Origin of the sequence: Bacillus sp. MHSD_36 (assembly GCF_030757775.1) — a bacterium.
Classification (GTDB): Bacteria; Bacillota; Bacilli; order Bacillales; family Bacillaceae_G; genus Bacillus_A.
Window position 1 is genome coordinate 261592 of sequence record NZ_JAVBIS010000001.1, and the last position, 22490, is coordinate 284081.

Consider the following 22490-nt stretch of genomic DNA (forward strand, 5'->3'; position numbering starts at 1 on the left):
GTCATTGAAATTGTAGTAGGGTGTATCCGATTGTAAGGTGGAAATTTTGCAAGAAAGAAATACAATAGAGAGTAGTCAAAAACTGAATGTGAGAAAAGGGAATCTAGTTCATTTAGGTGAATAATAGGTAGTATTATAAAATGTTTGAAAATTAAAAGATATAGAATAGGATGGATGTACGTTAAGTGAAACTAGATAAAAGAGGGTTCCTATTATGTTAAAGAAATGGTTAATTGTTTTCTTTATTTTTGCTATTTTTTGTGGGAGTGTTGTTGCACTACTGCATGAAAATAAAGGTAAGAAATATGATATAAAGGCATTTTCTAATATAAATAGTAAACAAAAGGATGATATGCAAGAAATTGATGCAAATGAGAAAAAGCGCTATGAAGTTGTTGCTGGAAAACTAGATCAATATTTAAAAGATAAAGGATTTAATGGGAGCGTTCTTGTAGCCAGTAAAGACCATGTGATTCTACGAAAAGGTTATGGGTATGCGAATGTGGAAGATAAAGTAGCGACAACACCAAGAACGAAATATCGTATTGGCTCTATTACGAAAACAGTCGTTGCAATATCTATTATGCAGCTAAAGGAAAAAGGGAAATTAAATATTGAAGACAATGTAAATAAGTATATTCCATCGTTTCCAGCAGATAAAAACATTACGTTACGAAATTTGTTAACACACACGTCCGGGTTACCAGATCAAGGACAAGGTAGGGTGAATGCAGCGTCACGATTAAAGTTAGTAACGTGGATTGGAGCGCAAAAATTGCAATTTCCTGCAGGGACAGGATGGAAATATACAGACTATAATTATATGGTACTTGCGTATATTGTAGAAAAGATAGCAAATAAACCGCTCGCTGAATATGTGAAAGAAAATATTTTTACTCCTGTTGAAATGCATGAATCTGGAATGGGTGCAACTCTCCCTGAAGATATTTTTTTAGCAGAAGGTTATACGAGAAAAGATAATGAGTTAATAGCTACACCCCGTTTGAAAATGAACTGGTTGTATGGGTGTGGTGAAATGTATACGACTGTTGAAGATATGAAAAGGTTAGATGAGGCTATTATGGATGGAAAACTGCTCTCTAAACAAAGTGTATTAGATATGTTTACTGCATCACCTGCAAGAAAATATGGATTTAGTTTCTATACGTATCCAGATTATTATCATAACCACGGCGTATTAGCAGGTTGGAATACATTTAATAATTTTAACTGGGATAAAAAAACGTTTGTCATATTATTTTCTAACGTCCAAAATGGTATGAACGACTCATTTAATCAAGAGTTTAGGAAAATGGCGAATGATTTAATAGAAGGAAACGGAACATGAAAGAGAAAGAGCCTCTAGCGAGAGGCTTTTCTTTTTTATAGAGCTGAAAACTCTTCAATAAGTGAGCTAAAACGATTTAATGCACTTTCAATTGGTTCTGGCGTAGTTAAATCAACACCAGCTTTTTTCAGTAAGTTTAATGGATAGTCAGAACTTCCGCCTTTAAGGAATTCAATATAATGTTTTTGAGCATTTGGATCACCGCTCAATAACTTATCTGCAATTTGGATTGCAGAAGCGAATCCAGTTGCGTATTTGTATACGTAAAATGGACGATAGAAATGCGGTATTCTAGCCCAGCCGTATTTTACTTCTTCGTCAAATACAAGAGAGTCGCCATTATACTCTCTAAACAAGTTTTCATAAACCTCGCTAAAGACTTGGGCATTTAATGGTTTACCTTGCTGCGCCATTTCATGTGTGATTTTTTCAAACTCAGCGAACATGATTTGTGTAAAGAAAGTGCCTTTAAATTTATCGATGAAGTGATTTACTAAATGATTACGTACATTAGCATCTTTTGCTTCTTTTAATAAATGATGAATTAATAGCACTTCATTCACTGTAGAAGCGACTTCTGCGACAAAAATAGTATAGTGTGCAGAAATTCTTGGTTGGTATCCGTGTGAGTAATGCGTATGCATACCGTGTCCACATTCATGAGTTAGAGTGAAAAGGCTATTTAAATCATCGTGATGATTTAAAAGAATGAAAGGATGAACACCGTATACACCAAAGTTATAAGCGCCAGAACGTTTTCCAGGCGTTTCTCTCACGTCAATATAGCGTTTATCTTTAAAGCTTTTTAATGTTTCGATATATTCTTCACCTAATGGAGCGAGTGATTCGATCATGATGTCAAACGCTTTATCATATGGAATGTCTTGTTTTACACCAGTTACTAAATCAACGCTCAAATCGTACTGGCGTAGTTCATCTGCATGTAATTTTTCTTTTCGAAGTTCATTATAAGTATGTAGTGATTGAATATTTTTTTTCGTAGTCTCAATTAAATTTTCATATACTTTTTTCGGAACCATGTCGCCAAATAATGATTTTTCTAAAGCTGATGGATAGTTTCTTAGCTTTGAAATAGTAACATTATTTTTAATAGCAGCAGATAAAGTAGAAGCGATAGAATTTTTTAATTGAACGTATGGTTTGTAATAAGCTTTATAGGCTTCTTTACGTTTCTCGCGATTCTCATCTTCTATTAACTTTGCATACATGCCGCGCGTTAAAGTAACTTTTTCTCCTTCATCAGTTGTCACTTCACCAAATAGTATATCTGCATTATTTAACATGCCGTATGTATGCTGAGGAGAGGAAAGTGCTTCGCCCATTTGGGATAAAATCTCTTCTTGGTCTTTATTTAATACGTGTTTTTTATAACGGTATAATTCAAATAAGTCTTCTTTATAATATTGTAAGCCTTCTGCTTCTTCTATGTATGAATGTAATGTGTCTTCATCTATGCTAAGTAAGAATGGAGAAAAGAAAGATTTAGCCGCACTTACTTTTACGTGTAATTGTGACACTTTATCGACAAGTGATTGGGCGTCAGTATCGCGTGTATCAAGATCAGATTGTAATCGTGCATAAGCAAACATTAAAGATATTATGCTAGATATTTCTTCGCTCTTTGTTAAATAAGCTAATAAGCTATTACCGTTGTGAATATTGCCATTAAATTCGTGTAATTCTTTCGTTAACATTTCAATTTTATGAAAATCGCTTTCCCAATCTTCAATCGTATGGTATATATCCGTTAAATCCCATTTTTCTTTCTCATCTACTTGTAGTCGCTCTTTAAGTTCAGTCATAATCGTTTCCTTTCTAAATATGTAGTTATATTCCTATATAACTATGAAATACAACAAATTGCAAAAAATCCCTGCTGAAAATTGAAAAGCCTTGCTAAAATGGCAAGGCTTGAAAAATTATAATGTAATTCCGAATTTTGAATGTAAAAGATTTTTATATTGCACATTTGTAACGTTTTCTTTCGTTTTTTTACCGTTTTTCGCTATTGTGAGACTTTCCTTTGTTAAAGATGCATGCCCATCTTCAGTTAGTTTTACAATAAGAGGTACTTTATTAAATGGTGAGTCTTCATGTTCAACGATAATTTTTTGTGCTGCATTTGCTTTTTCTTCAGTGACTTCTTCTAAATAAAATGCATAGCCTAACGTCCAATTATCAGCAGAGGATTGATCCAAAAACTCATTATTTTTACGCATCTCTAACATGTAGTTTCCCTTTTGGGTCATTTCTTTACGAATACGATAATCTCCTGTAACGGAGTGAATGACTTCACCTGAGAAAGGGACAGGTGCAAGAGGTAAGTATGATCCGAATCCTACTTCAATTAAATAAAGTTCATTACGATGTGTTAAAACAGTTGCGATATGTCCAGAATCAACAGCCCATATAGAATTTGCTGCATTGTACACTGTTCCTGAAACGAGATGAACATCAAATCCGGCGTCTTTAAGGAAGTAGTACATAGTAGGATTGAGTTCATAACAAAGACCGCCACGGTTGTTTACTAAAATTTTTTCTTTTAGGTTTTCTTTTGATATTTCTGTAAAGTTGTTTTCGAGAATATTTAAGTTTTCAAAAGGGACAGTTTGTGCCATCGCGTACATAATGTTAGGTAAATCTTCAAATGAAACTTTGTTTTTTTCTTCTATATGTAATCGCGCAAAAAATTGTTTTTGAAAGTCTGTCATAGAAATCCCTCCGTTAAACGATTTGTATATATATTGTATCTAATATTGAATGGGAAAACATCCGCAAATGTGCGTACGACTAAAGCATGACACCTTTACTTATTGCTACACATATAGTATGATGATTCCAGTGAATTAGATTTCAATGACTATAATATAAATTAATGAGAGGTGCTTTTTGTGAGTGCGGTAGGTACTAAATAGGAAAAATTTAATGAAATAAATCGGATAAGAACAGGGGATTTTTATGTATACCATACCCCTAATTTTGTCATGGATTTATTTCGATACCTATGAAGATACCTACAATACTTTATAAAGCGTGTAATAAGGGGATTGCCATCTGTTTTTTATGGCTTATTTCCTCATATGTTATTACACATGCCTTGTAAATGTAAAAGCTGCGGTATCCCCGCAGCTTTTTTGTATATATTTTTAATGTATAAAAATGGTAATCGAATAATGTAGAGCTCATTGGAATCTAATGAGTAGGTATCTTCATTTATGATATAAATTAATCATAGTGAGGAGAAACAAAATGAATACAATGACTTTTGAAAAGTTACAATATAACGAATTAAAGGATATAGTGAAATCTTATTGTGTAAGTGGATTAGGAAAAGAATTAATAAATAAATTAGAGCCGAGTACAAGTATAAAAGTAGTAAGGAATCGATTAAATGAAACAACCGAAGCGCGAGCTATATTAGATGCAGAAGGGCATGTTCCTTTTTTCGGTATTTCAAATATCGCAAGTACGATTCAAAAATTAGAAAAAGGGATGATTTTAGATCCTGAAGAGTTAGTAAGTGTTTCAGATTTTTTACGTGGCTGTAGGAAGATTAAAAAGTTTATGTTAGATAAAGAATTTTTTGCGCCAGTATTAGCTTCTTATGCAAATTCAATGACTGAATTTAAAAGTATTGAAGAAGAAATTAATTTTTCAATAAAAGGAAATAGCATTGATTCTGCCGCTAGTAAAGAGTTAAAACGAATTCGAAATAATATCGATTCTGTAGACGGAAAAATAAAAGAGCGTTTAACGAAGTTTTTAAATAGTAGTGCAAATAAGAAGTATATTCAAGAATTCTTTATTAGTAAGAAGGATGATAGGTATACGATTCCAATTAAATCTTCTTATAAAAATCAAGTTGCGGGGAGTATAATTGAAGCATCTGCTAAAGGTTCTACTGTATTTATAGAACCACACACGGTTACAAAGTTAAATATGGAACTCGCAAGTTTGAAAGCAGAAGAAGCGATGGAAGAGTATCAAATTTTAGCGACTTTAGCAGGAATGGTGTTAGAAAACATTTATAGTATAAAGATTAACATGGAGTTAATTAGTCAATATGATATGGTATTTGCGAAAGCGAAGTTTAGTAAATCAATCGATGGAATAGAGCCGAAATTAAATGATCACGGCTACATGCATTTAGTAAATTGTAAGCATCCGCTTTTAAGTGGAAAAGTAGTACCGTTACACTTTGAAATCGGTCAAAATTACCGTAGTTTAATTATTACAGGACCAAATGCAGGCGGGAAGACAATCGTTTTAAAAACAATTGGTTTGTTAACATTAGCGACAATGTCAGGCTTGCACATTGCCGGAGATAAAGAAACAGAAATTGCTATTTTCGAAAATGTATTTGTAGATATTGGTGATAATCAAAGTATCGAAAATGCACTCAGTACATTTTCATCTCATATGAAAAATCTATCTGAAATTATGAGGATGTCAAACAATAATACGCTGTTATTATTTGATGAAATAGGAAGTGGGACCGAGCCGAACGAAGGGGCAGCACTTGCAATCTCTATTTTAGAGGAGTTTTATCTGGCGGGATGTATTACAGTGGCGAGTACGCATTACGGTGAAATTAAACGATTCTCAGAAATGCACGATGATTTTATGAATGCAGCGATGCAATTTAATAGTGAGACACTAGAACCACTTTATAAATTAGTAATCGGTAAATCAGGTGAAAGTAATGCACTTTGGATTGCGAATAAAATGAACGTACGAGAGCGTGTACTGCAAAGAGCGAAGGCCTATATGGAAAATAAAGAGTACACTCTAGAAAAAGTGAATGAAAGTAAAATTAGAAAACCGAAATTTGTGCAAGAAAAAAGAGAAAACCATTACGAGTACAAAATCGGCGATCGTGTAAACTTATTGGATTATGATGATTTTGGTATTATCTATAAGGAAATAGATAATTTCTATAACGTCGTTGTATATTATAACGGTGAATTTGTTGAAGTAAATATAAAACGTATTACGTTAGAGGTAGCAGCAAAGGAATTATACCCAGAGGGATACGATTTAAATACACTATTTGTCGATTATAAAGAAAGAAAAATGCAGCATGATATTGAGCGCGGATCGAAAAAAGCGCTTCGTAAAATCCAAAAAGAAATAAGAAGGAATAGAGGATAAGTTAAAATGATAGTGATTAGACAAGAGCAACAAAACGATTATAGAAAAACAGAAGAAGTGGTACAGCAAGCATTTTTACATGAAGAATGTAGCGATAAAACAGAACATGAACTTGTGAATCGTATTAGAAAATGTGAAGCATTTATTCCTGAATTATCAATCGTTGCAGTAGATGAGGAAATCGTTGGTCACATTATGTTATCCAAAATTACGATAGAACAGGATGGAACTTCTGTAGAATCATTAGCACTTGCACCGGTTTCAGTTGTTAGGGAGCATCAGAAAAAAGGAATTGGTGGAAAACTTATTGTAGCTGCTTTAGAAAAAGCGAAAGAACTCGGATACGGATCAGTTGTAGTATTAGGACATCCAGAATACTATCCGAAATTCGGTTTTAAAAAAGCAAGTGAGTGGAATATAAAAGCACCATTTGAAGTGCCAGATGAAACATTTATGGTGGTTGAGTTAAGTGAGAACGCTCTGCAAGGTATAGAAGGAGTTGTGCAATATTCGAGTGCTTTTGCTGAGTAAGAGTATCGGTTGAAAAATATAATCATAAAAGATGCTATCTTTTTGTAGGGGATATACAGAAAGATAGCTTTTTTATTAAACAAATGTACTTACGTATATTTTGCTCAATGAATAATTAAGGTGGTAAAATTGATATAGAAATGTAAAGGGAGAGAATTGAATGAAGAAGCGAGAAACAGATAGCAATGAGAATATAGTTACGTTATATGTTACAAGACACGGTAAAACAATATTAAATACGAATCATCGTGCGCAAGGTTGGGCAGACTCTCCGTTAGTAGAAAAAGGTGTGGAAGTTGCCTCTAATTTAGGAACAGGATTAAAAGATGTTCATTTTGCGAAGGCGTATAGTAGTGATAGCGGCCGAGCGATTGAAACTGCTAATTTAGTATTAAAATATAGTGAGCAATCAAAATTGAAACTAGAGCAAAGAAAAAAATTACGAGAATTAAATTTTGGTATTTTTGAAGGTGAAAAACTTGAAAATATGTGGGATGTGGTTGGAAAAGCTGCGGGCGTTGCATCACCAGAAGAACTTATGAAGTTTTCTATTCAAGAAGTGATTAATCTTATTAGAGCAGCGGACCCTACAAAACAGGCGGAAGATTGGGAATTATTTTCTACTCGTATAAAAGCAGAGATTGATAAAATTAGTGAAGAATCTGCTGCAAATGGAGGCGGTAATGTTTTAGTTGTCGTTCATGGGCTTTTGATTACTGCATTAATTGAAATGCTAGACAGTAGCAAAACAAAACTTGGAGTAGAAAATGCTAGTGTGACGAAGATTGTATATCAAGATGGAACATATACAGTCGAGTCGGTTGGGGATATGAGTTACGTTGCAAAAGGGAAAGAAAGTGTTGAAATATAATACTATCTTAAATAGATATAAGAAAAGGAAGTTAGTAAAATCTAGCTTCCTTTTTATTTTTTAGTGCATCATTTATAAGGTTATATTGGGATATTATAATGAAACTTTCTATTGTGTAGAACGTTTCTTTGTTCAACAATCAGGTCATTTAATTGAATAAGGGCGTATTTTTTTGAATAGGACCACTTTGTTAAAAAGGATACATCCAATTTTTAGCGAATACAGGGTTATAAATAAGAAAAAGTGGTGAGATAAATAGGAAAAGAATGTAATTCCTTTTTGGACAATAAAACGGAAAAATGTATCATTAACAGGCTTCAGAGCGCGGGGTGTGTTTTCGCAGAAGATGAAACCCGGTTACTTATGTCAGAGGCACAAACACCAGAGGATCTAAAGGAAATGGTGGAAATGCGGGCCCATGGTTTGCCACTTGAATATGTGGTTGGTTACGCAGCATTCTGTGGATTGCGGATAGAAGTGGACCGAGGGGTTTTCGTGCCTCGTCAACGTACAGAGTTTCTTGTTCACCAGGCAACAGCTTTGACATGTTTTGATGATATCGTCGTTGATTTATGTTGCGGGTCAGGCGCTGTGGGTGTAGCTTTGGTGAAAGCTTTAGGACGAGTTGAATTGTATTCTGTTGATATTGACCCTGTCGCAGTACGATGTGCAAGCCGCAACGTAACAAATTTTGGTGGACATGTTTTTGAAGGTGACTTGTATAAAGTCCTGCCTCATTCACTTAAAGGTCGTGTGAACACCTTAGTTGCAAACGTACCATATGTTCCTACCAAGGCAATAAAGCTGCTCCCACAGGAAGCGCGTCTACATGAACCAAAGAGAGCGCTTGACGGGGGAGAGGATGGACTTCACATTCAGCGAAGAGTAGCAAATGAAGCATCTCTCTGGTTAGCACCAGGAGGACACCTTTTAATAGAGACGAGCGAAATGCAGGCAACGCATACCTTTGAAATTTTTGCTGATGCTGGGCTTAATCCGAAAGTGGCTAGAGACGAGGAAATAGACGCTACTGTTGTTATAGGAGTGAATTCTCGTTTTTAGCATAAATTAGTACGTAGTCTTATTTACAAATAAAAAATTAATATTCACTTAAAGAGCGTTTTAATTGAGCAATGAGCACAAATTTATTCCAAATTTACACGGGCTCGTTATTTGAAGAAGAAAGGACATAACATATGTTATGTCCTTTCATTTATTAACTGTTTCAATTTAGGTCTTGATAAAATCGAATCTAGCTTCTTTTTTTAATAGGAACGATTAAGGAATTAATAAAATCTTCCCTGCACTTTTTCGGCTCTCTAATAATTCATGAGCACGGGCACCGTCTTGTAAAGAGAATGTAGTAGGACTTGCAATCTTTAATTTTTCGGTCGCAATCCATTGGAATAATTGAGAGGAGCGTTCTTTTCTCTCTTCATAAGATGTAAGCACGTTCCAAAGGTCTCCGCCAGTTAAAGTTTTCGAAGTATCCATAAGCATACGCGGATCAACAGGCGCAGGATTACCACCGGCCATTCCGTAAAATGCGACAGTGCCACCAGTTTTAGTAACGCTAAAACTTTCCTCTAATGTAGAACCTACTGATTCATATACAACATTTACTCCATCACCGTTTGTTATTTCAAGTACTTTCGCAGGCCATGCTTCCGTATATAAAGATACGTGATCAGCACCAGCTAATGTAGCTATTTGTGCTTTTTCTTTTGATGACGTGAGACCGATTACTTTTCCGCCTAGTAGTTTAATTATTTGAACGAGAAGTTGCCCAACCCCACCAGCTGCGGCATGTACTAAAGCTATATCACCTTGTTTTATTTCATAGCTATCTTTCGTTAAATAATGTGCTGTTAGGCCTTGCAATAAGACAGAAGCGGCTGTTTCAAAAGAAATCGAATCTGGAAGTATAATTGCTTTCTCGGATGGAACGGCAACTAGTTCTGCATTTGCAAATGGTACGTCAGCAAATGCGATACGGTCTCCAGGATTAATATTCGTAACGTCAGCTCCTACTTGTTCAACAATGCCAGCTCCTTCATAGCCTAATATATACGGTGGGTTGCCAGCAAGATGATAATCGCCGCGGCGTCTATAAATATCAGCAAAGTTTAGTCCGATTGCTTTCGTACGGATAAGAATTTCATTTGGATTTATGATTGGATCATTTAGTTCTTTATATTGTAGTACATCCGGATTTCCAAACTGTTCGAAACAAAGTGCTTTCATATGGAATCCCTCCATCTTTATTGTTTGTCGATGCTCTTTATCATACAATACAAATATCGATAGACGAAGAGGATTATTTCGATGAAAACAATCGGAAATATCGATTGAAAAGAGGGATGATAAATGGAGATAAAACAATTAATTACATTTAAAGTAGCGGCGGATACTTTGAATTTTACGCAAACTGCGAAGAAATTAAACTTTGCTCAATCGAGCGTAACAGCGCAAATTAAAACGTTAGAAGCTGAGCTAGGTACGCCGTTATTTGAAAGATTAGGAAAACGCCTTTTCTTAACTGAAGCAGGCAGGAAGTTTCAACTATATGCCGACAAGATGATCGCACTCAGCAACGAAGCGAAAATGGCTGTGAAAGATGATGAAGAAATATCAGGTACGTTAATAATTGGTGCACAGGAAAGTCAATGTACATATAGACTGCCTTCTATATTAAAGAGGTTTAAAGCACAATTTCCTCAAATAAAGCTTATATTTAAACCGGCGCATTCCAATAAAGATGCGAAGGAACAATTGATGGAGGGAAAAGTTGATCTTGCTTTTATTTTGGATGAATGTAAAACAGAAGATGCTTTACATGTGGAGCCGCTTATGAAAGAAGAATTAAAAATAGTAGCTGCTTCAGGACATCATTTACTCGAGCAAACTTCTGTTTCTATAAAAGATTTAGAAAGTGAGACACTGTTGCTAACAGAGCTAGGGTGCTCGTACCGAACTTTATTTGAAGAGCTATTTCGTACAGAAGATGTGTATCCAGCAAATAAAATTGAGTTCGTTAGTGTAGAGGCAATTAAACAATGTGTTATTGCAGATTTAGGTATAGCGGTTTTACCAGCTATAGTAGTAGAAAAAGATATCCGAGAGGGGACGATAAAAGAGTTACATCTAGAAAAAACTATCAATCCAATTTTTACACAAATTGCTTGGCATAAAGATAAATGGATGACAGCGCCACTACAGCAATTTATTGATGTAACGAGGGAGTTTTTTACAACGGATTAAGTGGAGAAATATTTATTTTATATAATAGTAAAAATGGCAATTTTGTATAAAGAACCGATACTTGCATGAAACGAGTATCGGTTCTTTTATGTTTTAAATAAAGAATGCTATAAAATGTGTATTTCTCAACTTTTTTTCTTAGACGGATACGTAAATTTCTTCGTATATTCCAATAATCATAAGGGAATTTACAACATTTATTCGTTTCTGTAAGATGCTCTAGGAAGCATGAAAGGAGGAGCATACATAGGGGATAGATTGTCTTAATTATAAGTACTTATTTTGAGGGAGGGAATTGAAAATGTTTAAAAAGCTAATGAAAGTATGTGTGTTAAGTGTAGCTAGTGTAGGTGTATTATTTAGTTTTCAAGAAAGTACATTTGCAGCTACTGATTTAAGTAGTTATTATGACGGAAAAAATCCAGCAACAACAAAGGTATACGGGGGAAGTACAACGTGTGATGCTGATGGATTTAATGCAAAGACTACAGCGGTGTACGAAGGTAGTAAAAAAGTAGGAACAGTCTATTTACGTTACAGTAATAAATGTCATGCAGCATGGTCTAAGCTTGTTTTAGATCAACCAGCACCTTCTGTTTCTGGAGGAGTATATGCTTACGCTGTTATTAATAAATATAAAAACGGTGTATTTCAAAAATCAGTAGATTCTAATAGTGGTAATGGAGCAATAAAAACAGGTCAAACGAGTACGTATACAGGAATGGTATTTGATTTAACTGCTGATTTTGGTTATACGGCTGATGCCGAAGCGGTGACGATTAATAATGGTTACGGGAAAACTGGACGTTATTAATAAGGGAGCGGAGTGCTATGAAACTTTTAAAAAAGCTGAGCGCATGTTTTTTTCTATCTTTGCTCGTTTTAACTACTATGTTTAGTACGACCGATAATGATAAAGCATATGCAGAAGACCATTCGTATGATGGGAAAAGTCCGTATTACAATAGTTGTGATCAATCAGCAGTAACGAAAGAAAAGAAGTGGATTGATTCAAATTCTTATGTGGAATTAAAATTTAGCACGACGTGTAAGACAGCATGGGCAAAAGTTACTGTAACTCGCCCAGCAGTTTATAATAATGAAGCTGATGCAAGAATTGTAAGAAAAACAGATGGAAAGGCATATACTTGCGGGAGTGCTGGAGGAAATGGTGTTGTGAATAAAGGGCAAACATCATGCTATACGCCAATGGTATATGATTTAGATCCAAGAAAGGCGCAAGCGCAGGGGAAACATGCCATTCCAAATAGTGATGCATATAATTATGCGGAGACTATTTGGTATTGATGAGGATATGGAGATTGTAAGGTAGAATATTTTAAGAGCATGTTTTGATTGGTTTTCAAAACATGCTCGATTTTTTGGGAGTTTAGAAAAATCGAATTAACTAAGATCTGTATCAGGAGGATTGTACCCAAGGTGACGAGTCATTGATACAATTTGTCCTTTATGGTGAAACTCATGAGTCTCCGTATGAGTTAAAAGCCATAGCGGTGTTGTGCTCCAAGGTTCTTTTTGCCATTTTACTTCATTTGCTATATTTTCGAGCCAGCGGTCATTGTATTCATCTAAAAAACGTTGTACAGTCTCATCTACTAACTTAAATCTAGCACGGACTTTCTCTACATCTGCATGCTCAATTTCATCATCACTAGCAAATGAAAAATCTGCTCGCTTTTGCTTAAATGCAAATGATCCAAGCCAGTATCGATAGCAATCGGCTACATGAATATGTGTCTTTATAATGCTACCGCTCCCGAAATTTGGAACAGTGCTATGTAATTTTTCTAATGGGATTTCTTCCAAAAACGAAAATAGAGTTTCTCTTGTAGAGCTAATAAGATTATATTGTTGTTTTAAAACATGTAACATGTAATTGACACTCCTCTATTATTTACTAAACTAACTGTGTAGTAAGTAATTCTATATTTATTAGGGGTGAACCTTTTAAATGTTTTTACAAAGCATATTAGATGTATTTCTTCATTGTTTCTGATAGATTAAACAAGGTGAAACTTTAATAAGTTGAACATTCTTAGTTCATAATAAATGGTACATGAAGAAGGAGAGCGATCAAATGAATAGATTAGTTGGTTTAAAACAATTTGAAATAACGCGCGGGGAATTGCTTAAATTTATGGATACGCTAGACGATAAAACTGTAGATACACAGCCAGAGGGTTTTAACAATACAATTCGCTGGCATATCGGTCATGTGTTAACGGCAGCAGAAGTTTTCATGTTTGGAAAAGAATTTAAACAATTACCAACTGAATATCCAGGTATGTTTGGGTATGGATCAAAACCATCTAAATGGAAAACAGAGGGGCCGTCATTGGAAGTGTTAGCGGCTCAATTAAAAGAACAAGCAAAACGTATTAACGAAATTCCAGCAGAAGCATTTGAAAATAAACTGCCAGAGCCATTCTTAGGACTAGAAACATTAGGAGAGCTTTACGGTATGATGCTTTATCATGAAGCTGATCATATTGGGCAAATGAAGGCGATGGAACGTATTATTAAAGCTCTTTAGTCTTAATTGCATATAACAAGCAATACAGGTGTAATGTTAAATAATATATACAAAAAAGGTAGATAAATTATTATCTACCTTTTTTGTATAACTTCTTGAAGGATTAGGGATTAGCATCGTGATGCTGATGAAAAAAGGTAAGAAAACAATATATAGAGATAAGAGAATTTTATAATTTTTTATGTTGTGATTATTAATTATAGTATTCCTAAATATGGAATATACGTATAATAATAGAGAAGAACTAGAAATAGGGGTGAATACTATGATTACATTAGAACAAAAGCTGGAGCGATATATACATACATATTCACAGTTAAAGGGAGAACTAAAATGGAAAACGAGTGATTCTCGCACAGGTATGATGATTGCTGCTATGTATGCAGGTAGTGATACATTATTTGATCTCGGACGTTTTTTAGAAATTAGTAGTTATATTAAAAATCAGGTAGGGATGTTTTCGTACTTAAAGTCTTATCATCGCTTTGTGGTGGCCGCAACATTACATATTCACTTTACAGATTACAAGGAAGCTTTTCGGAGGTTTTTAGATTTATATGAACAACTGGTTGCTGGTGGTTTTAGCCGGAGTATATTTACGTATCTCGCTGCAACTGTGCTTTTAACAGAAGAAAATGAACAGCATGGCGCGCACATTCAGCGTTCGATGCAAGTATATAAACGAATGAAAGAGGATCATCTTTTTCTTACAGGTACAAATGATTATCCGCTCGCGGTTTTACTAGCAGGACAAGCAGAGAATGTAGAAACACTTATGGACCGAGTGGAACGTCTTTATCAGAAACTAGCGAAAGCTGGCTTACGTAAAGGGAATGATCTTCAATTTTTAAGTCATATTCTTTCATTAAAGAAGGATGTCCGTGAAGAAATATTAGTTGCAACATGCACAAACATATGGAATTTATTAAAGCAAGAAAAGGTAAAAGTGAAACAGATGCATTACCCAGCTATCGGGCTACTAGCATTACTTGAGGATGGAGAAAAAGAGATTCATTCTATTAAAGCGTTCATTGAAAAATTGCAGGGAGAGAAATTGTTCCGTTGGCATACAGAGACGAACATTCTTATTGCTATTCAACTGTTCGTAAGTCAGAAAGGTGAAGAAAGTAAAGCTACCAACACAGGCTTACAAACAATGATAGAAGTCCTCATACAAGCACAACAGGCAGCTATGATGGCAACGATTGCCGCTTCATCTGCAGCAACCTCTTCTGCTAGTAGTAGTTCATAATGTGCAAATGCTTATGCTCTTGTAAATTATGATGAATTTATAACGAACGGTTTAAAAAATATTAATAAAAAAGCCCATTACCCTCTAATGAGTGATGGGCTATCTGTTTTTACATAATCAGCGTTATTTTTTCGACGCCTTCAAATGTTTAAGTTGTGTAACAATCATAATGCTAATAACAACGAGTAAAAACCATGAGCTAATTTTGCTTAAGTGAACGAGATTCCATACTTCTCGTTGATTTGGATATTGCCATGCTCCGAAAAATGTTGCGATGTTTTCGGCAATCCAAATAAAGAATCCGATAAGGAAAAAGGAGAGAACGAGTGGCATTTTATATGTAACGCCTCGTAATGAAAATTCCACAAATGTCCGAAAGAAAACGATGAATAAAAGGACAGTTAATACCCATCTAAAGTCATATAGAAAATGATGTGTGAAAAAATTAAAGTAAATCATTGCTCCTAGCGGTATGGCAAAAATAGCCCTCGGCCAATGATGCATTTGCAAATGCAACCTTCTCCAAGCTTGGCATATGTAACTTGCAACACTTGCATACATAAAACCACTGTATAGCGGAACTCCAAAAACCTTCGCATATGCCTCTTCAGGATAACTCCATGAACCGAAATGTACTTTATATATTTCTAGTAGCAGCCCGATAAAGTGAAAAACAGTAATTACTTTTAGTTCGTCTTTCGTCTCAAGTCCAGTCTTGTACATAATCAACTGCATAAGAAGACATACGATAAGTATGAAATCATAGCGGTATACCCCTGGGATAGAAATGATTTTTGATAGGGCTAGTGTTAAGAAAATAACGACAGGGAATAAACAGGATAATGCTTGCTCATAAGTGAAGTGTAGTAGTTGTTTTATATAGAACATTGTGTCACCTTCGATGTTTTTGTTAGAAAACTTAAAATAATGACTAAGTATACTACAATTTTAAAAATAATCCAGTAGTCTATTTTGCATGTATTTGTAAGTTTTAGAAAGGAATTGTAATAAGCATTTTAATATTTAAAGAAGTAAAAAAATAGTTTGCTATTTAAAAAAAGTGGGGATATAATATCTAAATGAAAATGATAATTATTATCAATAATAATTATAAATTAAAAATAATTATAAAAATCAACTGAATATAAAGGATGAAATGAAACATGTTACATAAGTTTGCTGTACATGCTGGCAATAATCGTTGGATACATATTAAGTTCATATGTTTCATGAGCTTAACAATGTTATGTTTAATCGGATCTATATTTTTAGCTATTGCATTCGGTGCAAAGGATATCCATTTGCAAACTGTATGGACAGCGGTTTTTGATTACAATCCAAAATTAACGCAGCATCAAATCATTTACGAATTAAGGCTCCCAAGGGTAATTGGCGCAGCAGTTGTAGGAGCGGCTTTTGCGGTCGCTGGGGCTGTTATGCAAGGAGTAACACGAAATCCTTTAGCTGATGCAGGTGTGCTTGGCATAAATGCAGGTGCAATGTTTGTAGTAGCACTTAGTTTTGCCTTTTTTCCGCATATGCCATATTCCTATTTAATGATTGTCTCTTTTATTGGAGCGGTTTTAAGTACAGTACTCATTTTTATTATCGGATCGGCCACATCAGGCGGATTAACACCGATGAGATTAACGATTGCAGGGGCAGTTATGGCCGCGTTATTGCATTCGTTGAGTTCAGGTATCGCGATTTATTATGACTTAAGTCAAGATTTAGCGTTTTGGTACGCTGGTGGTGTTGCAGGGGTTAAGTGGGAACATTTGAAGTTTTTAGTTCCTATTATTCTTATAACGATTCTTTTTGCGATAGTGATAGGGCGATCTATTTCACTCATATCAATGGGGGATGACGTCGCTACGAATTTAGGAGTAAAAACGAACCGAACGAGAATACTAGGGATGATTATAGTAGTCATTCTTGCAGGTGTATCTGTTTCAGCTGTTGGTTCTATCGGATTTGTAGGACTCGTTATCCCGCATATTGCTAGAAAAATAGTTGGTGTGAATTATCGACTCATTATTCCTATGTCAGCATTATTAGGTGCTATGTTATTAGTTTTAGCGGACCTAGGGGCAAGAACAGTAAACCCTCCTAAAGAACTCGCGATAGGAATTATGGTGGCTCTTGTTGGAGTTCCATTCTTCCTCTATATAGCACGTAAAGTTGGGAGGGAGCTATAAGTGAAGGATCTTTTGAACACAGATAAAAAGAGAGCTATTACTGTAACTACAATTTTGGGTTGTATTAGTATCGCTGTCATTTTAATTAGTTTAAATACAGGGACACTGAGCATAGCGCCACTTAAAGTAATTCAAACACTTTTCGGTTATGGTGATTTTGAGAGCGCAACAGTGCTATACGATTATCGTATGCCAAGAATTATAATCACCATGTTAGCTGGTATTGGCCTTGGGATTTCCGGTGCGATTTTGCAAGGATTATCACGTAATGCACTTGCGGACCCTGGTATTTTAGGATTACATGCAGGTGCATCTTTCGGGCTAATTATATTCGTTACTTTCTTTCATTCTATTAATGAAAATGCATCGATTTTAATACCGTTATTTACATTTTGCGGGGGAATACTAGCTGCATTTTTAATTATTATACTTGCGAATGATCGGTCACAAGGTCTACTTCCTATTAGACTTATTCTCGTTGGTATTGCTATTTCAGCTGGATTTAGTGCGATTTCGTTATTTTTCTCTCTCAAGTTAAATGATGAGACATATACATTCGCTTCCAGATGGTTAGTTGGTAACGTGTGGGGAAGGGATTGGATTCATGTCCTTGCATTATTACCTTGGATTTTCATACTAACTCCGTATGCATGGCTAAAATCTAAAACGTTAAATGCATTGTCACTAGGTGATAGTGTGGCAGCAGGACTTGGTGTTTCTGTTCAAAAAGAACGGTTACTCCTTTTAGCTACAGCGGTAGGATTATCTTGCGCGAGTGTATCAATGGCAGGAGGGATTGGTTTTATCGGTTTAGTTGCTCCGCATATTGCAAGAAAGTTAGTAGGTACTACCTATCAACATTTCCTTCCACTAGCTGGCATTATCGGAATGATTATTTTAGTACTAGCAGATACGATAGGTCGTTCTATATTCGAGCCAAATTCTATTCCAGCTGGTGTAGTAGTGGCAGCTTTAGGAGCACCGTATTTTCTTTATTTACTTACAAAAACAAAATAAATACTTCAAAGAGGAGAACATATGAAAAAGAAACTTACTATTTTATTTAGCATGATGTGTATTTTAGTATTAGCAGCATGTGGTCAAACGAATTCTAATGAAGAGGCAACGAAAAAAACTGAAAAAAGTAATGATCCGAAAATCGCTTCTATGTCCATTCACTTAACGAATAATTTACTGGCATTAGGAATTACACCTGTAGGCTCTGTTATTGGTGGAGATTTAAAAGATTTCTTACCACATGCAAAAGAGCAGTTGAAAGATACGAAGAAACTTGGTGTTGTAACGGATCCGAATATGGAAGCATTACTTCAATTGAAGCCAACTGACATTTATGTGGATGAAAAATACGCGGGCAAAGATTTAGCGAAATACGAAAAAATTGCAAAAACACATTCTTTCAATTTAGATGAGGGTACGTGGAGAGACCATTTAAAACAAGTTAGTAAACTTGTAAACCGTCAGGAAGAGGCGGATACATATATTCAAGATTACGAAGAGCAATCAAAACGAGTAAAAAGTTTAATAGATAAAGAATTAGGTAATAACGAAAAAGTAATGGCAATTCGTGTTACTGCAAAAGAATTACGTGTATTTAGTACGAAAAGACCGATGGGACCAATTTTATTCCAAGATTTAGGATTACAACCTGCAAATGGTGTAGAGAAAATTGATGGAAACCGTCCTTTCGAAGTCGTTTCACAAGAAGTATTACCTGACTTTGATGCAGATGCTATTTTCGTTGTTGTAAATAGAGACGATAAGGCAAAAGCTGCATTTAAACAACTTCAAGAAACACCAATTTGGAAAGACTTAAAAGCTGTTAAAGGCAAGCACGTATACATTATTAATGACCAACCATGGCTTGACTATTCTGCTTTAGGTAACAAAATGGCAATGGATGAAGCGGAGAAAATGTTTACGAAATAAGAAGGATTCGAGAAAGCCCCACTCTAACGTTAGAGTGGGGCTTTCTGATAGAAATGTTTATAAGAGAAGCAGTTCAAAGGGACGGGAAGTGTTTCAATCGCATCATTATGGGATATTGCGGGATGAATGGATAGAGCTGCAAGGTTAGAAATTACATTCAAAATTATATATGTAGTATGCAGGAGATATAATGATAATTGGCGAATTTTTACAATGTACTGATTGAACTTATAAGGAGTCATGAAAAATGAATTTAGAAAAAAGTAAACCAGTAAATGAAGAGGTCGCTGAATTAAAGGAACTAATTAAAGAATTACACGGAAGTGTACATCAACTGCAAAGTGAAGTGCAGCAATTAAGGCACGAAAGACCGGTTGTTGAAGTGAGAAAAGGTGTTCAATTATCGCCAGCAATCGTTGGACAAATTGGTGGTATGATATTAGGTGGACTAGCAATTATCGGTATATTTTGGTGATGAAAAAAAGGTTTGCAGCATAGTGCTGCAAACCTTTTGTATTTGACGATATAATTTCATGCAATATAACTTTTACATTAAATAACGTAAATATATGTAAGCATGTGATAATAGTAATGCAATGATTGTTAACGGTAAACCAATCTTTAAGAAGTCCATATACGAGAAAGCATGTCCTTCACGTTTTGCAATACCAGCAACGACTACGTTTGCGGATGCTCCAATTAATGTTCCGTTTCCTCCTAAGCAAGCTCCAAGTGATAACGCCCACCATAGTACTTCGATTTGTGGAGAGTCTACAGATAGTCCGAGTCCTGTAGCTAAATCTTGAATAAGCGGAATCATCGTTGCGACAAAGGGGATATTATCAATTGTCGCAGATGCGATGCCTGATACCCATAATATAAGTACGGCAGCGAAACCGATATCACCGTTTGTTACGTCGAGTACTTCTTTTGCGAGTGAAGAAATAAGGCCGATATCAATTAATCCGCCAACAAGAACGAATAGTCCAGCGAAGAAGAAAATAGTTACCCATTCAACGTGGGCAAATACATCTTCAATATCATGTTCTTTCACGCCGATTAGCATAAGAAGTGTAGCGCCTGTCATCGCGATAACGGCAGCGTCTACATGAATAATCGAATGAAGTACAAAGCCTAAAATAGTTAGTCCCAAAATCGTGATCGATTTTAAAAGGAGGCTTTGATCTTTAATATAATCTTTTTCGTTCAATGCCATTAATATTTTAATTTGCTCAGTTGTTGTTTTTAGTTTGTTGCGATACATGAAGTAAATAATGCCAAGTGTAACGATAGAAATAATAATTACGATTGGAGCTAAGTTTAGTAAAAAGGCATTAAAATCTAAATGCTTGTTTGCTGATCCAATCATAATGTTCGGTGGGTCACCGATTAATGTTGCTGTTCCGCCTATATTTGAAAATAGCACTTCTGAAATCAAATAAGGGACAGGGTTTACTTTTAAAATACGTGTAATGGACAGTGTAACAGGTACGATTAATAAAACGGTTGTTACGTTGTCCAAAAATGCTGATCCGACAGCAGTTAATAGGGATAGCAATAATAAAATGCGGATTGGTTTTCCGCCAGCTGCTTTTGCCGCTTTAATGGCTACAAATTCAAATACGCCTGATTGACTCGTAATATGTACGAGAATCATCATCCCAATTAAAAGGGTGATCGTTTCCCATTGAATATGTGATGTGAAAGCGGTATGTAAATCTACAATTCCAAAAATAATCATAATAGCAGCACCGAATAGTGCGATTACAGCACGATTCAATTTCTCGGAAATAATAAATCCGTACGTGATTAAAAATACGGCAATTGCAAAATAATATTGCCAATTTGCTACTTCATGTGCTGACTGTTCCAATCGTGTCACCTTCTTTAAAGTATGTATTCAATTGTCAAAATGTATCTCGCTGTATTCATACGGGATAAAATATATTGTAGCAAATTCAAAAAAGAAAGAAAACTATTTAACAAAGTGAAGGAAAAAATGATGATTTTACATATGATATAAAGTGAAACTTTAATCAGTGGGGTTTTTGTTCATCCCCACTGATTATCAGCCCTCACCAATCGGGCATTTAGGGATAGTTAATTTCCCACATAGCTGACGTGCATTTGCTGGATTTTAAGGTGGAAATCTTACTATCCGTTAATGTGGGGTGAAAAAATAAAGAAACACAGTGCAAATTATTAGGAAAAGTGGGCGCTGTCCTCTAATATAGAGATAGCAATTTACATTATTTTTGCGTAAAATGGTTTAAAGAGGTGAATTCCGATGGAAATAGTAAAAGATAGTTCTCTTATTCAAAATGAAATTGAACGTTTTGTAAATAAAGATGTATATATTCATTTAGAAACAACGAACGGAGCGTATGCGTCACACTTTAACGAAAAGATGATGACGGTTGGTGCATTCATTCGAAATGCAATTATTCGCTTTGAGCGCGGGAAGATTACTGGAACGAATCCATACCGAGTTGGTTTGAAAATGGATCACGGCTGGGTATATGCAGAAGGTATTACGCACTGGGAAGTAGACGATAAAGAGCGTTTATTACTTGCAGGGCACGATAATCAAGGCCGCTTAGCAGTTGCGCTTGAGTTAAGCTTAACGCCATTTAAGTAAGAAGGAGGGAAACTTATGGAGAGACATGTACTTGTTGTATTTCCGCATCCAGATGATGAAGCATTTGCTGCGGGAGGAACAATTCGCTTATTAACAGATCAAGGAGTACCTGTAACGTATGCATGTGGTACTTTAGGACAAATGGGACGTAACATGGGGAAAAACGTATTTGCTAACCGTGAAACGATTCCAAATATACGTGAAAAAGAATTAAAAGATGCATGTGAAGCGATGGGAATTCAAGATTTAAGAATGCTTGGTTTCCATGATAAAACGTTAGAATTTGAAGATGTTGATTTCGTTGCAGATAAAATTGAAGCAATCATTCAAGAAGTAAATCCATCTCGAATTATTACATTTTATCCAGAGCACGGCGTACATCCAGATCATGATGCATTTGGTCGCGCTGTCGTTCGCGCTGTATCACGTATGCCAAAAGAAGAACGTCCAGTCATTCATGCAGTTGCAATTACGAAAAATCGCGAAGCTGTATTAGGTGAGCCGGATGTTGTAAATAATATTAGTGAAGTATTCGAGCATAAATTAGCTGCACTAGGTGCGCATCGTTCCCAAACAGAAGCGATGTTAGAAGAAACACACGTAAAAATCAAAAACAAAGATGCAGCAACATTAAAATGGCTGCAACTTGAACAATTTTGGACTTATAAATGGGAGTAGGCTAGAAGGGAACCTTCTAGTAGCTCTTACATAGAAAAAG

The 22490-nt window shown here is 35.4% G+C and carries 22 protein-coding genes and 1 pseudogene; 17 read left to right on the top strand and 6 right to left on the bottom strand.

The features are described 5' to 3' along the window. Window positions 1-214 precede the first annotated feature (214 nt). Window positions 215-1348, top strand: coding sequence for a serine hydrolase domain-containing protein (locus Q9B79_RS01360; protein WP_306182336.1), 1134 nt, complete (start codon window positions 215-217; stop codon window positions 1346-1348). A gap of 35 nt (window positions 1349-1383) precedes the next feature. On the opposite strand, the gene pepF is transcribed toward Q9B79_RS01360, so the two are convergent. Together pepF and Q9B79_RS01370 are read right to left on the bottom strand one after the other, a co-directional pair. Further along, window positions 1384-3171, bottom strand: a complete 1788-nt coding sequence (gene pepF / locus Q9B79_RS01365) for an oligoendopeptidase F (RefSeq protein ID WP_306182337.1) — start codon at window positions 3169-3171, stop codon at window positions 1384-1386. A 117-nt stretch (window positions 3172-3288) separates the two neighbouring features. Continuing rightward, window positions 3289-4080: an arylamine N-acetyltransferase family protein gene (locus tag Q9B79_RS01370; protein WP_306182338.1), complete on the bottom strand. Its 792-nt coding sequence runs from the start codon at window positions 4078-4080 to the stop codon at window positions 3289-3291. Between the two features lie 538 nt (window positions 4081-4618). Here Q9B79_RS01370 and Q9B79_RS01375 point away from each other — a divergent pair. From Q9B79_RS01375 to Q9B79_RS01390, 4 genes are all read left to right on the top strand, one after another. After that, window positions 4619-6520, top strand: coding sequence for an endonuclease MutS2 (locus tag Q9B79_RS01375; protein WP_306182339.1), 1902 nt, complete (start codon window positions 4619-4621; stop codon window positions 6518-6520). A gap of 6 nt (window positions 6521-6526) precedes the next feature. Beyond that, on the top strand, window positions 6527-7051 hold the full coding sequence (locus Q9B79_RS01380; protein WP_306182340.1) for a GNAT family N-acetyltransferase: 525 nt from the start codon (window positions 6527-6529) through the stop codon (window positions 7049-7051). A 160-nt stretch (window positions 7052-7211) separates the two neighbouring features. Then, entirely contained in the window at window positions 7212-7922 is a 711-nt protein-coding gene (locus Q9B79_RS01385; RefSeq protein WP_306182341.1) for a histidine phosphatase family protein, read from the top strand. A 279-nt stretch (window positions 7923-8201) separates the two neighbouring features. Beyond that, entirely contained in the window at window positions 8202-8984 is a 783-nt protein-coding gene (locus Q9B79_RS01390) for a putative protein N(5)-glutamine methyltransferase (RefSeq protein ID WP_306182342.1), read from the top strand. 216 nt (window positions 8985-9200) lie between these two features. On the opposite strand, the gene Q9B79_RS01395 is transcribed toward Q9B79_RS01390, so the two are convergent. Beyond that, entirely contained in the window at window positions 9201-10166 is a 966-nt protein-coding gene (locus Q9B79_RS01395) for a quinone oxidoreductase family protein (RefSeq protein ID WP_306182343.1), read from the bottom strand. Window positions 10167-10289: 123 nt separating this feature from the next. On the opposite strand from Q9B79_RS01395, the gene Q9B79_RS01400 reads away from it, so the two are divergent. The 3 genes from Q9B79_RS01400 to Q9B79_RS01410 all read left to right on the top strand — a co-directional run bounded on the left by Q9B79_RS01400 (window position 10290) and on the right by Q9B79_RS01410 (window position 12491). Beyond that, entirely contained in the window at window positions 10290-11183 is an 894-nt protein-coding gene (locus tag Q9B79_RS01400; RefSeq protein ID WP_306182344.1) for a LysR family transcriptional regulator, read from the top strand. 301 nt (window positions 11184-11484) lie between these two features. Next, window positions 11485-11997 (top strand): DUF2690 domain-containing protein, encoded by a 513-nt coding sequence (locus tag Q9B79_RS01405; protein WP_306182345.1) that lies wholly within the window; start codon window positions 11485-11487, stop codon window positions 11995-11997. A 17-nt stretch (window positions 11998-12014) separates the two neighbouring features. Beyond that, the gene (locus Q9B79_RS01410; protein ID WP_306182346.1) at window positions 12015-12491 is read left to right on the top strand and encodes a DUF2690 domain-containing protein; all 477 of its coding nucleotides are present in this window, start codon (window positions 12015-12017) and stop codon (window positions 12489-12491) included. 96 nt (window positions 12492-12587) lie between these two features. Here Q9B79_RS01410 and Q9B79_RS01415 read toward each other — a convergent pair whose 3' ends face one another. After that, window positions 12588-13076 (bottom strand): DinB family protein, encoded by a 489-nt coding sequence (locus Q9B79_RS01415; protein ID WP_306182347.1) that lies wholly within the window; start codon window positions 13074-13076, stop codon window positions 12588-12590. A gap of 184 nt (window positions 13077-13260) precedes the next feature. Here Q9B79_RS01415 and Q9B79_RS01420 point away from each other — a divergent pair, with 184 nt between their 5' ends. Together Q9B79_RS01420 and Q9B79_RS01425 are read left to right on the top strand one after the other, a co-directional pair. After that, entirely contained in the window at window positions 13261-13737 is a 477-nt protein-coding gene (locus Q9B79_RS01420) for a DinB family protein (RefSeq protein WP_306182348.1), read from the top strand. A 214-nt stretch (window positions 13738-13951) separates the two neighbouring features. Then, window positions 13952-14989 (top strand): DUF4003 domain-containing protein, encoded by a 1038-nt coding sequence (locus tag Q9B79_RS01425; protein ID WP_306182349.1) that lies wholly within the window; start codon window positions 13952-13954, stop codon window positions 14987-14989. A 123-nt stretch (window positions 14990-15112) separates the two neighbouring features. Here Q9B79_RS01425 and Q9B79_RS01430 read toward each other — a convergent pair whose 3' ends face one another. After that, window positions 15113-15877 (bottom strand): DUF817 domain-containing protein, encoded by a 765-nt coding sequence (locus Q9B79_RS01430; RefSeq protein WP_306182350.1) that lies wholly within the window; start codon window positions 15875-15877, stop codon window positions 15113-15115. A 275-nt stretch (window positions 15878-16152) separates the two neighbouring features. On the opposite strand from Q9B79_RS01430, the gene Q9B79_RS01435 reads away from it, so the two are divergent. The 5 genes and pseudogenes from Q9B79_RS01435 (at window position 16153) to Q9B79_RS01455 (ending at window position 19609) form a co-directional block, all read left to right on the top strand. Next, entirely contained in the window at window positions 16153-17187 is a 1035-nt protein-coding gene (locus Q9B79_RS01435) for a FecCD family ABC transporter permease (protein WP_306182351.1), read from the top strand. Next, on the top strand, window positions 17188-18204 hold the full coding sequence (locus tag Q9B79_RS01440) for a FecCD family ABC transporter permease (RefSeq protein WP_306182352.1): 1017 nt from the start codon (window positions 17188-17190) through the stop codon (window positions 18202-18204). Between the two features lie 21 nt (window positions 18205-18225). Beyond that, window positions 18226-19134: an iron-hydroxamate ABC transporter substrate-binding protein gene (locus Q9B79_RS01445; protein WP_306182353.1), complete on the top strand. Its 909-nt coding sequence runs from the start codon at window positions 18226-18228 to the stop codon at window positions 19132-19134. Between the two features lie 38 nt (window positions 19135-19172). Then, a pseudogene (locus Q9B79_RS01450) lies at window positions 19173-19282 on the top strand (GNAT family N-acetyltransferase); the annotation flags it as partial. A 99-nt stretch (window positions 19283-19381) separates the two neighbouring features. After that, window positions 19382-19609 carry a coiled-coil domain-containing protein gene (locus tag Q9B79_RS01455; protein WP_001047523.1) on the top strand — a complete coding sequence of 76 codons (228 nt, stop codon included), beginning with the start codon at window positions 19382-19384 and terminating at the stop codon, window positions 19607-19609. A 72-nt stretch (window positions 19610-19681) separates the two neighbouring features. Here the strand turns inward: Q9B79_RS01455 and Q9B79_RS01460 are convergent, their stop codons facing one another. Next, window positions 19682-21007 (bottom strand): ArsB/NhaD family transporter, encoded by a 1326-nt coding sequence (locus Q9B79_RS01460; RefSeq protein ID WP_306182354.1) that lies wholly within the window; start codon window positions 21005-21007, stop codon window positions 19682-19684. Window positions 21008-21421: 414 nt separating this feature from the next. Between Q9B79_RS01460 and Q9B79_RS01465 the strand changes: the two genes are divergently transcribed. Continuing rightward, the gene (locus Q9B79_RS01465; protein ID WP_000407039.1) at window positions 21422-21772 is read left to right on the top strand and encodes a YojF family protein; all 351 of its coding nucleotides are present in this window, start codon (window positions 21422-21424) and stop codon (window positions 21770-21772) included. A gap of 15 nt (window positions 21773-21787) precedes the next feature. Then, window positions 21788-22450 (top strand): bacillithiol biosynthesis deacetylase BshB2, encoded by a 663-nt coding sequence (bshB2, locus tag Q9B79_RS01470; RefSeq protein ID WP_097907609.1) that lies wholly within the window; start codon window positions 21788-21790, stop codon window positions 22448-22450. Window positions 22451-22490 lie beyond the last annotated feature (40 nt).

Excerpts from the sequence above, each read along its gene's own strand:
- Q9B79_RS01375 (WP_306182339.1), top strand. The coding sequence starts at position 4,619 with ATGAATACAATGACTTTTGAAAAGTTACAATATAACGAATTAAAGGAT.
- Q9B79_RS01415 (WP_306182347.1), bottom strand. The coding sequence starts at position 13,076 with ATGTTACATGTTTTAAAACAACAATATAATCTTATTAGCTCTACAAGA.
- Q9B79_RS01420 (WP_306182348.1), top strand. The coding sequence starts at position 13,261 with ATGAAGAAGGAGAGCGATCAAATGAATAGATTAGTTGGTTTAAAACAA.
- Q9B79_RS01430 (WP_306182350.1), bottom strand. The coding sequence starts at position 15,877 with ATGTTCTATATAAAACAACTACTACACTTCACTTATGAGCAAGCATTA.
- Q9B79_RS01380 (WP_306182340.1), top strand. The coding sequence starts at position 6,527 with ATGATAGTGATTAGACAAGAGCAACAAAACGATTATAGAAAAACAGAA.
- pepF (WP_306182337.1), bottom strand. The coding sequence starts at position 3,171 with ATGACTGAACTTAAAGAGCGACTACAAGTAGATGAGAAAGAAAAATGG.
- Q9B79_RS01385 (WP_306182341.1), top strand. The coding sequence starts at position 7,212 with ATGAAGAAGCGAGAAACAGATAGCAATGAGAATATAGTTACGTTATAT.
- Q9B79_RS01370 (WP_306182338.1), bottom strand. The coding sequence starts at position 4,080 with ATGACAGACTTTCAAAAACAATTTTTTGCGCGATTACATATAGAAGAA.
- Q9B79_RS01465 (WP_000407039.1), top strand. The coding sequence starts at position 21,422 with ATGGAAATAGTAAAAGATAGTTCTCTTATTCAAAATGAAATTGAACGT.
- Q9B79_RS01435 (WP_306182351.1), top strand. The coding sequence starts at position 16,153 with ATGTTACATAAGTTTGCTGTACATGCTGGCAATAATCGTTGGATACAT.
- Q9B79_RS01445 (WP_306182353.1), top strand. The coding sequence starts at position 18,226 with ATGAAAAAGAAACTTACTATTTTATTTAGCATGATGTGTATTTTAGTA.
- Q9B79_RS01410 (WP_306182346.1), top strand. The coding sequence starts at position 12,015 with ATGAAACTTTTAAAAAAGCTGAGCGCATGTTTTTTTCTATCTTTGCTC.
- Q9B79_RS01425 (WP_306182349.1), top strand. The coding sequence starts at position 13,952 with ATGGAATATACGTATAATAATAGAGAAGAACTAGAAATAGGGGTGAAT.
- Q9B79_RS01395 (WP_306182343.1), bottom strand. The coding sequence starts at position 10,166 with ATGAAAGCACTTTGTTTCGAACAGTTTGGAAATCCGGATGTACTACAA.
- Q9B79_RS01400 (WP_306182344.1), top strand. The coding sequence starts at position 10,290 with ATGGAGATAAAACAATTAATTACATTTAAAGTAGCGGCGGATACTTTG.
- Q9B79_RS01360 (WP_306182336.1), top strand. The coding sequence starts at position 215 with ATGTTAAAGAAATGGTTAATTGTTTTCTTTATTTTTGCTATTTTTTGT.
- bshB2 (WP_097907609.1), top strand. The coding sequence starts at position 21,788 with ATGGAGAGACATGTACTTGTTGTATTTCCGCATCCAGATGATGAAGCA.
- Q9B79_RS01405 (WP_306182345.1), top strand. The coding sequence starts at position 11,485 with ATGTTTAAAAAGCTAATGAAAGTATGTGTGTTAAGTGTAGCTAGTGTA.
- Q9B79_RS01455 (WP_001047523.1), top strand. The coding sequence starts at position 19,382 with ATGAATTTAGAAAAAAGTAAACCAGTAAATGAAGAGGTCGCTGAATTA.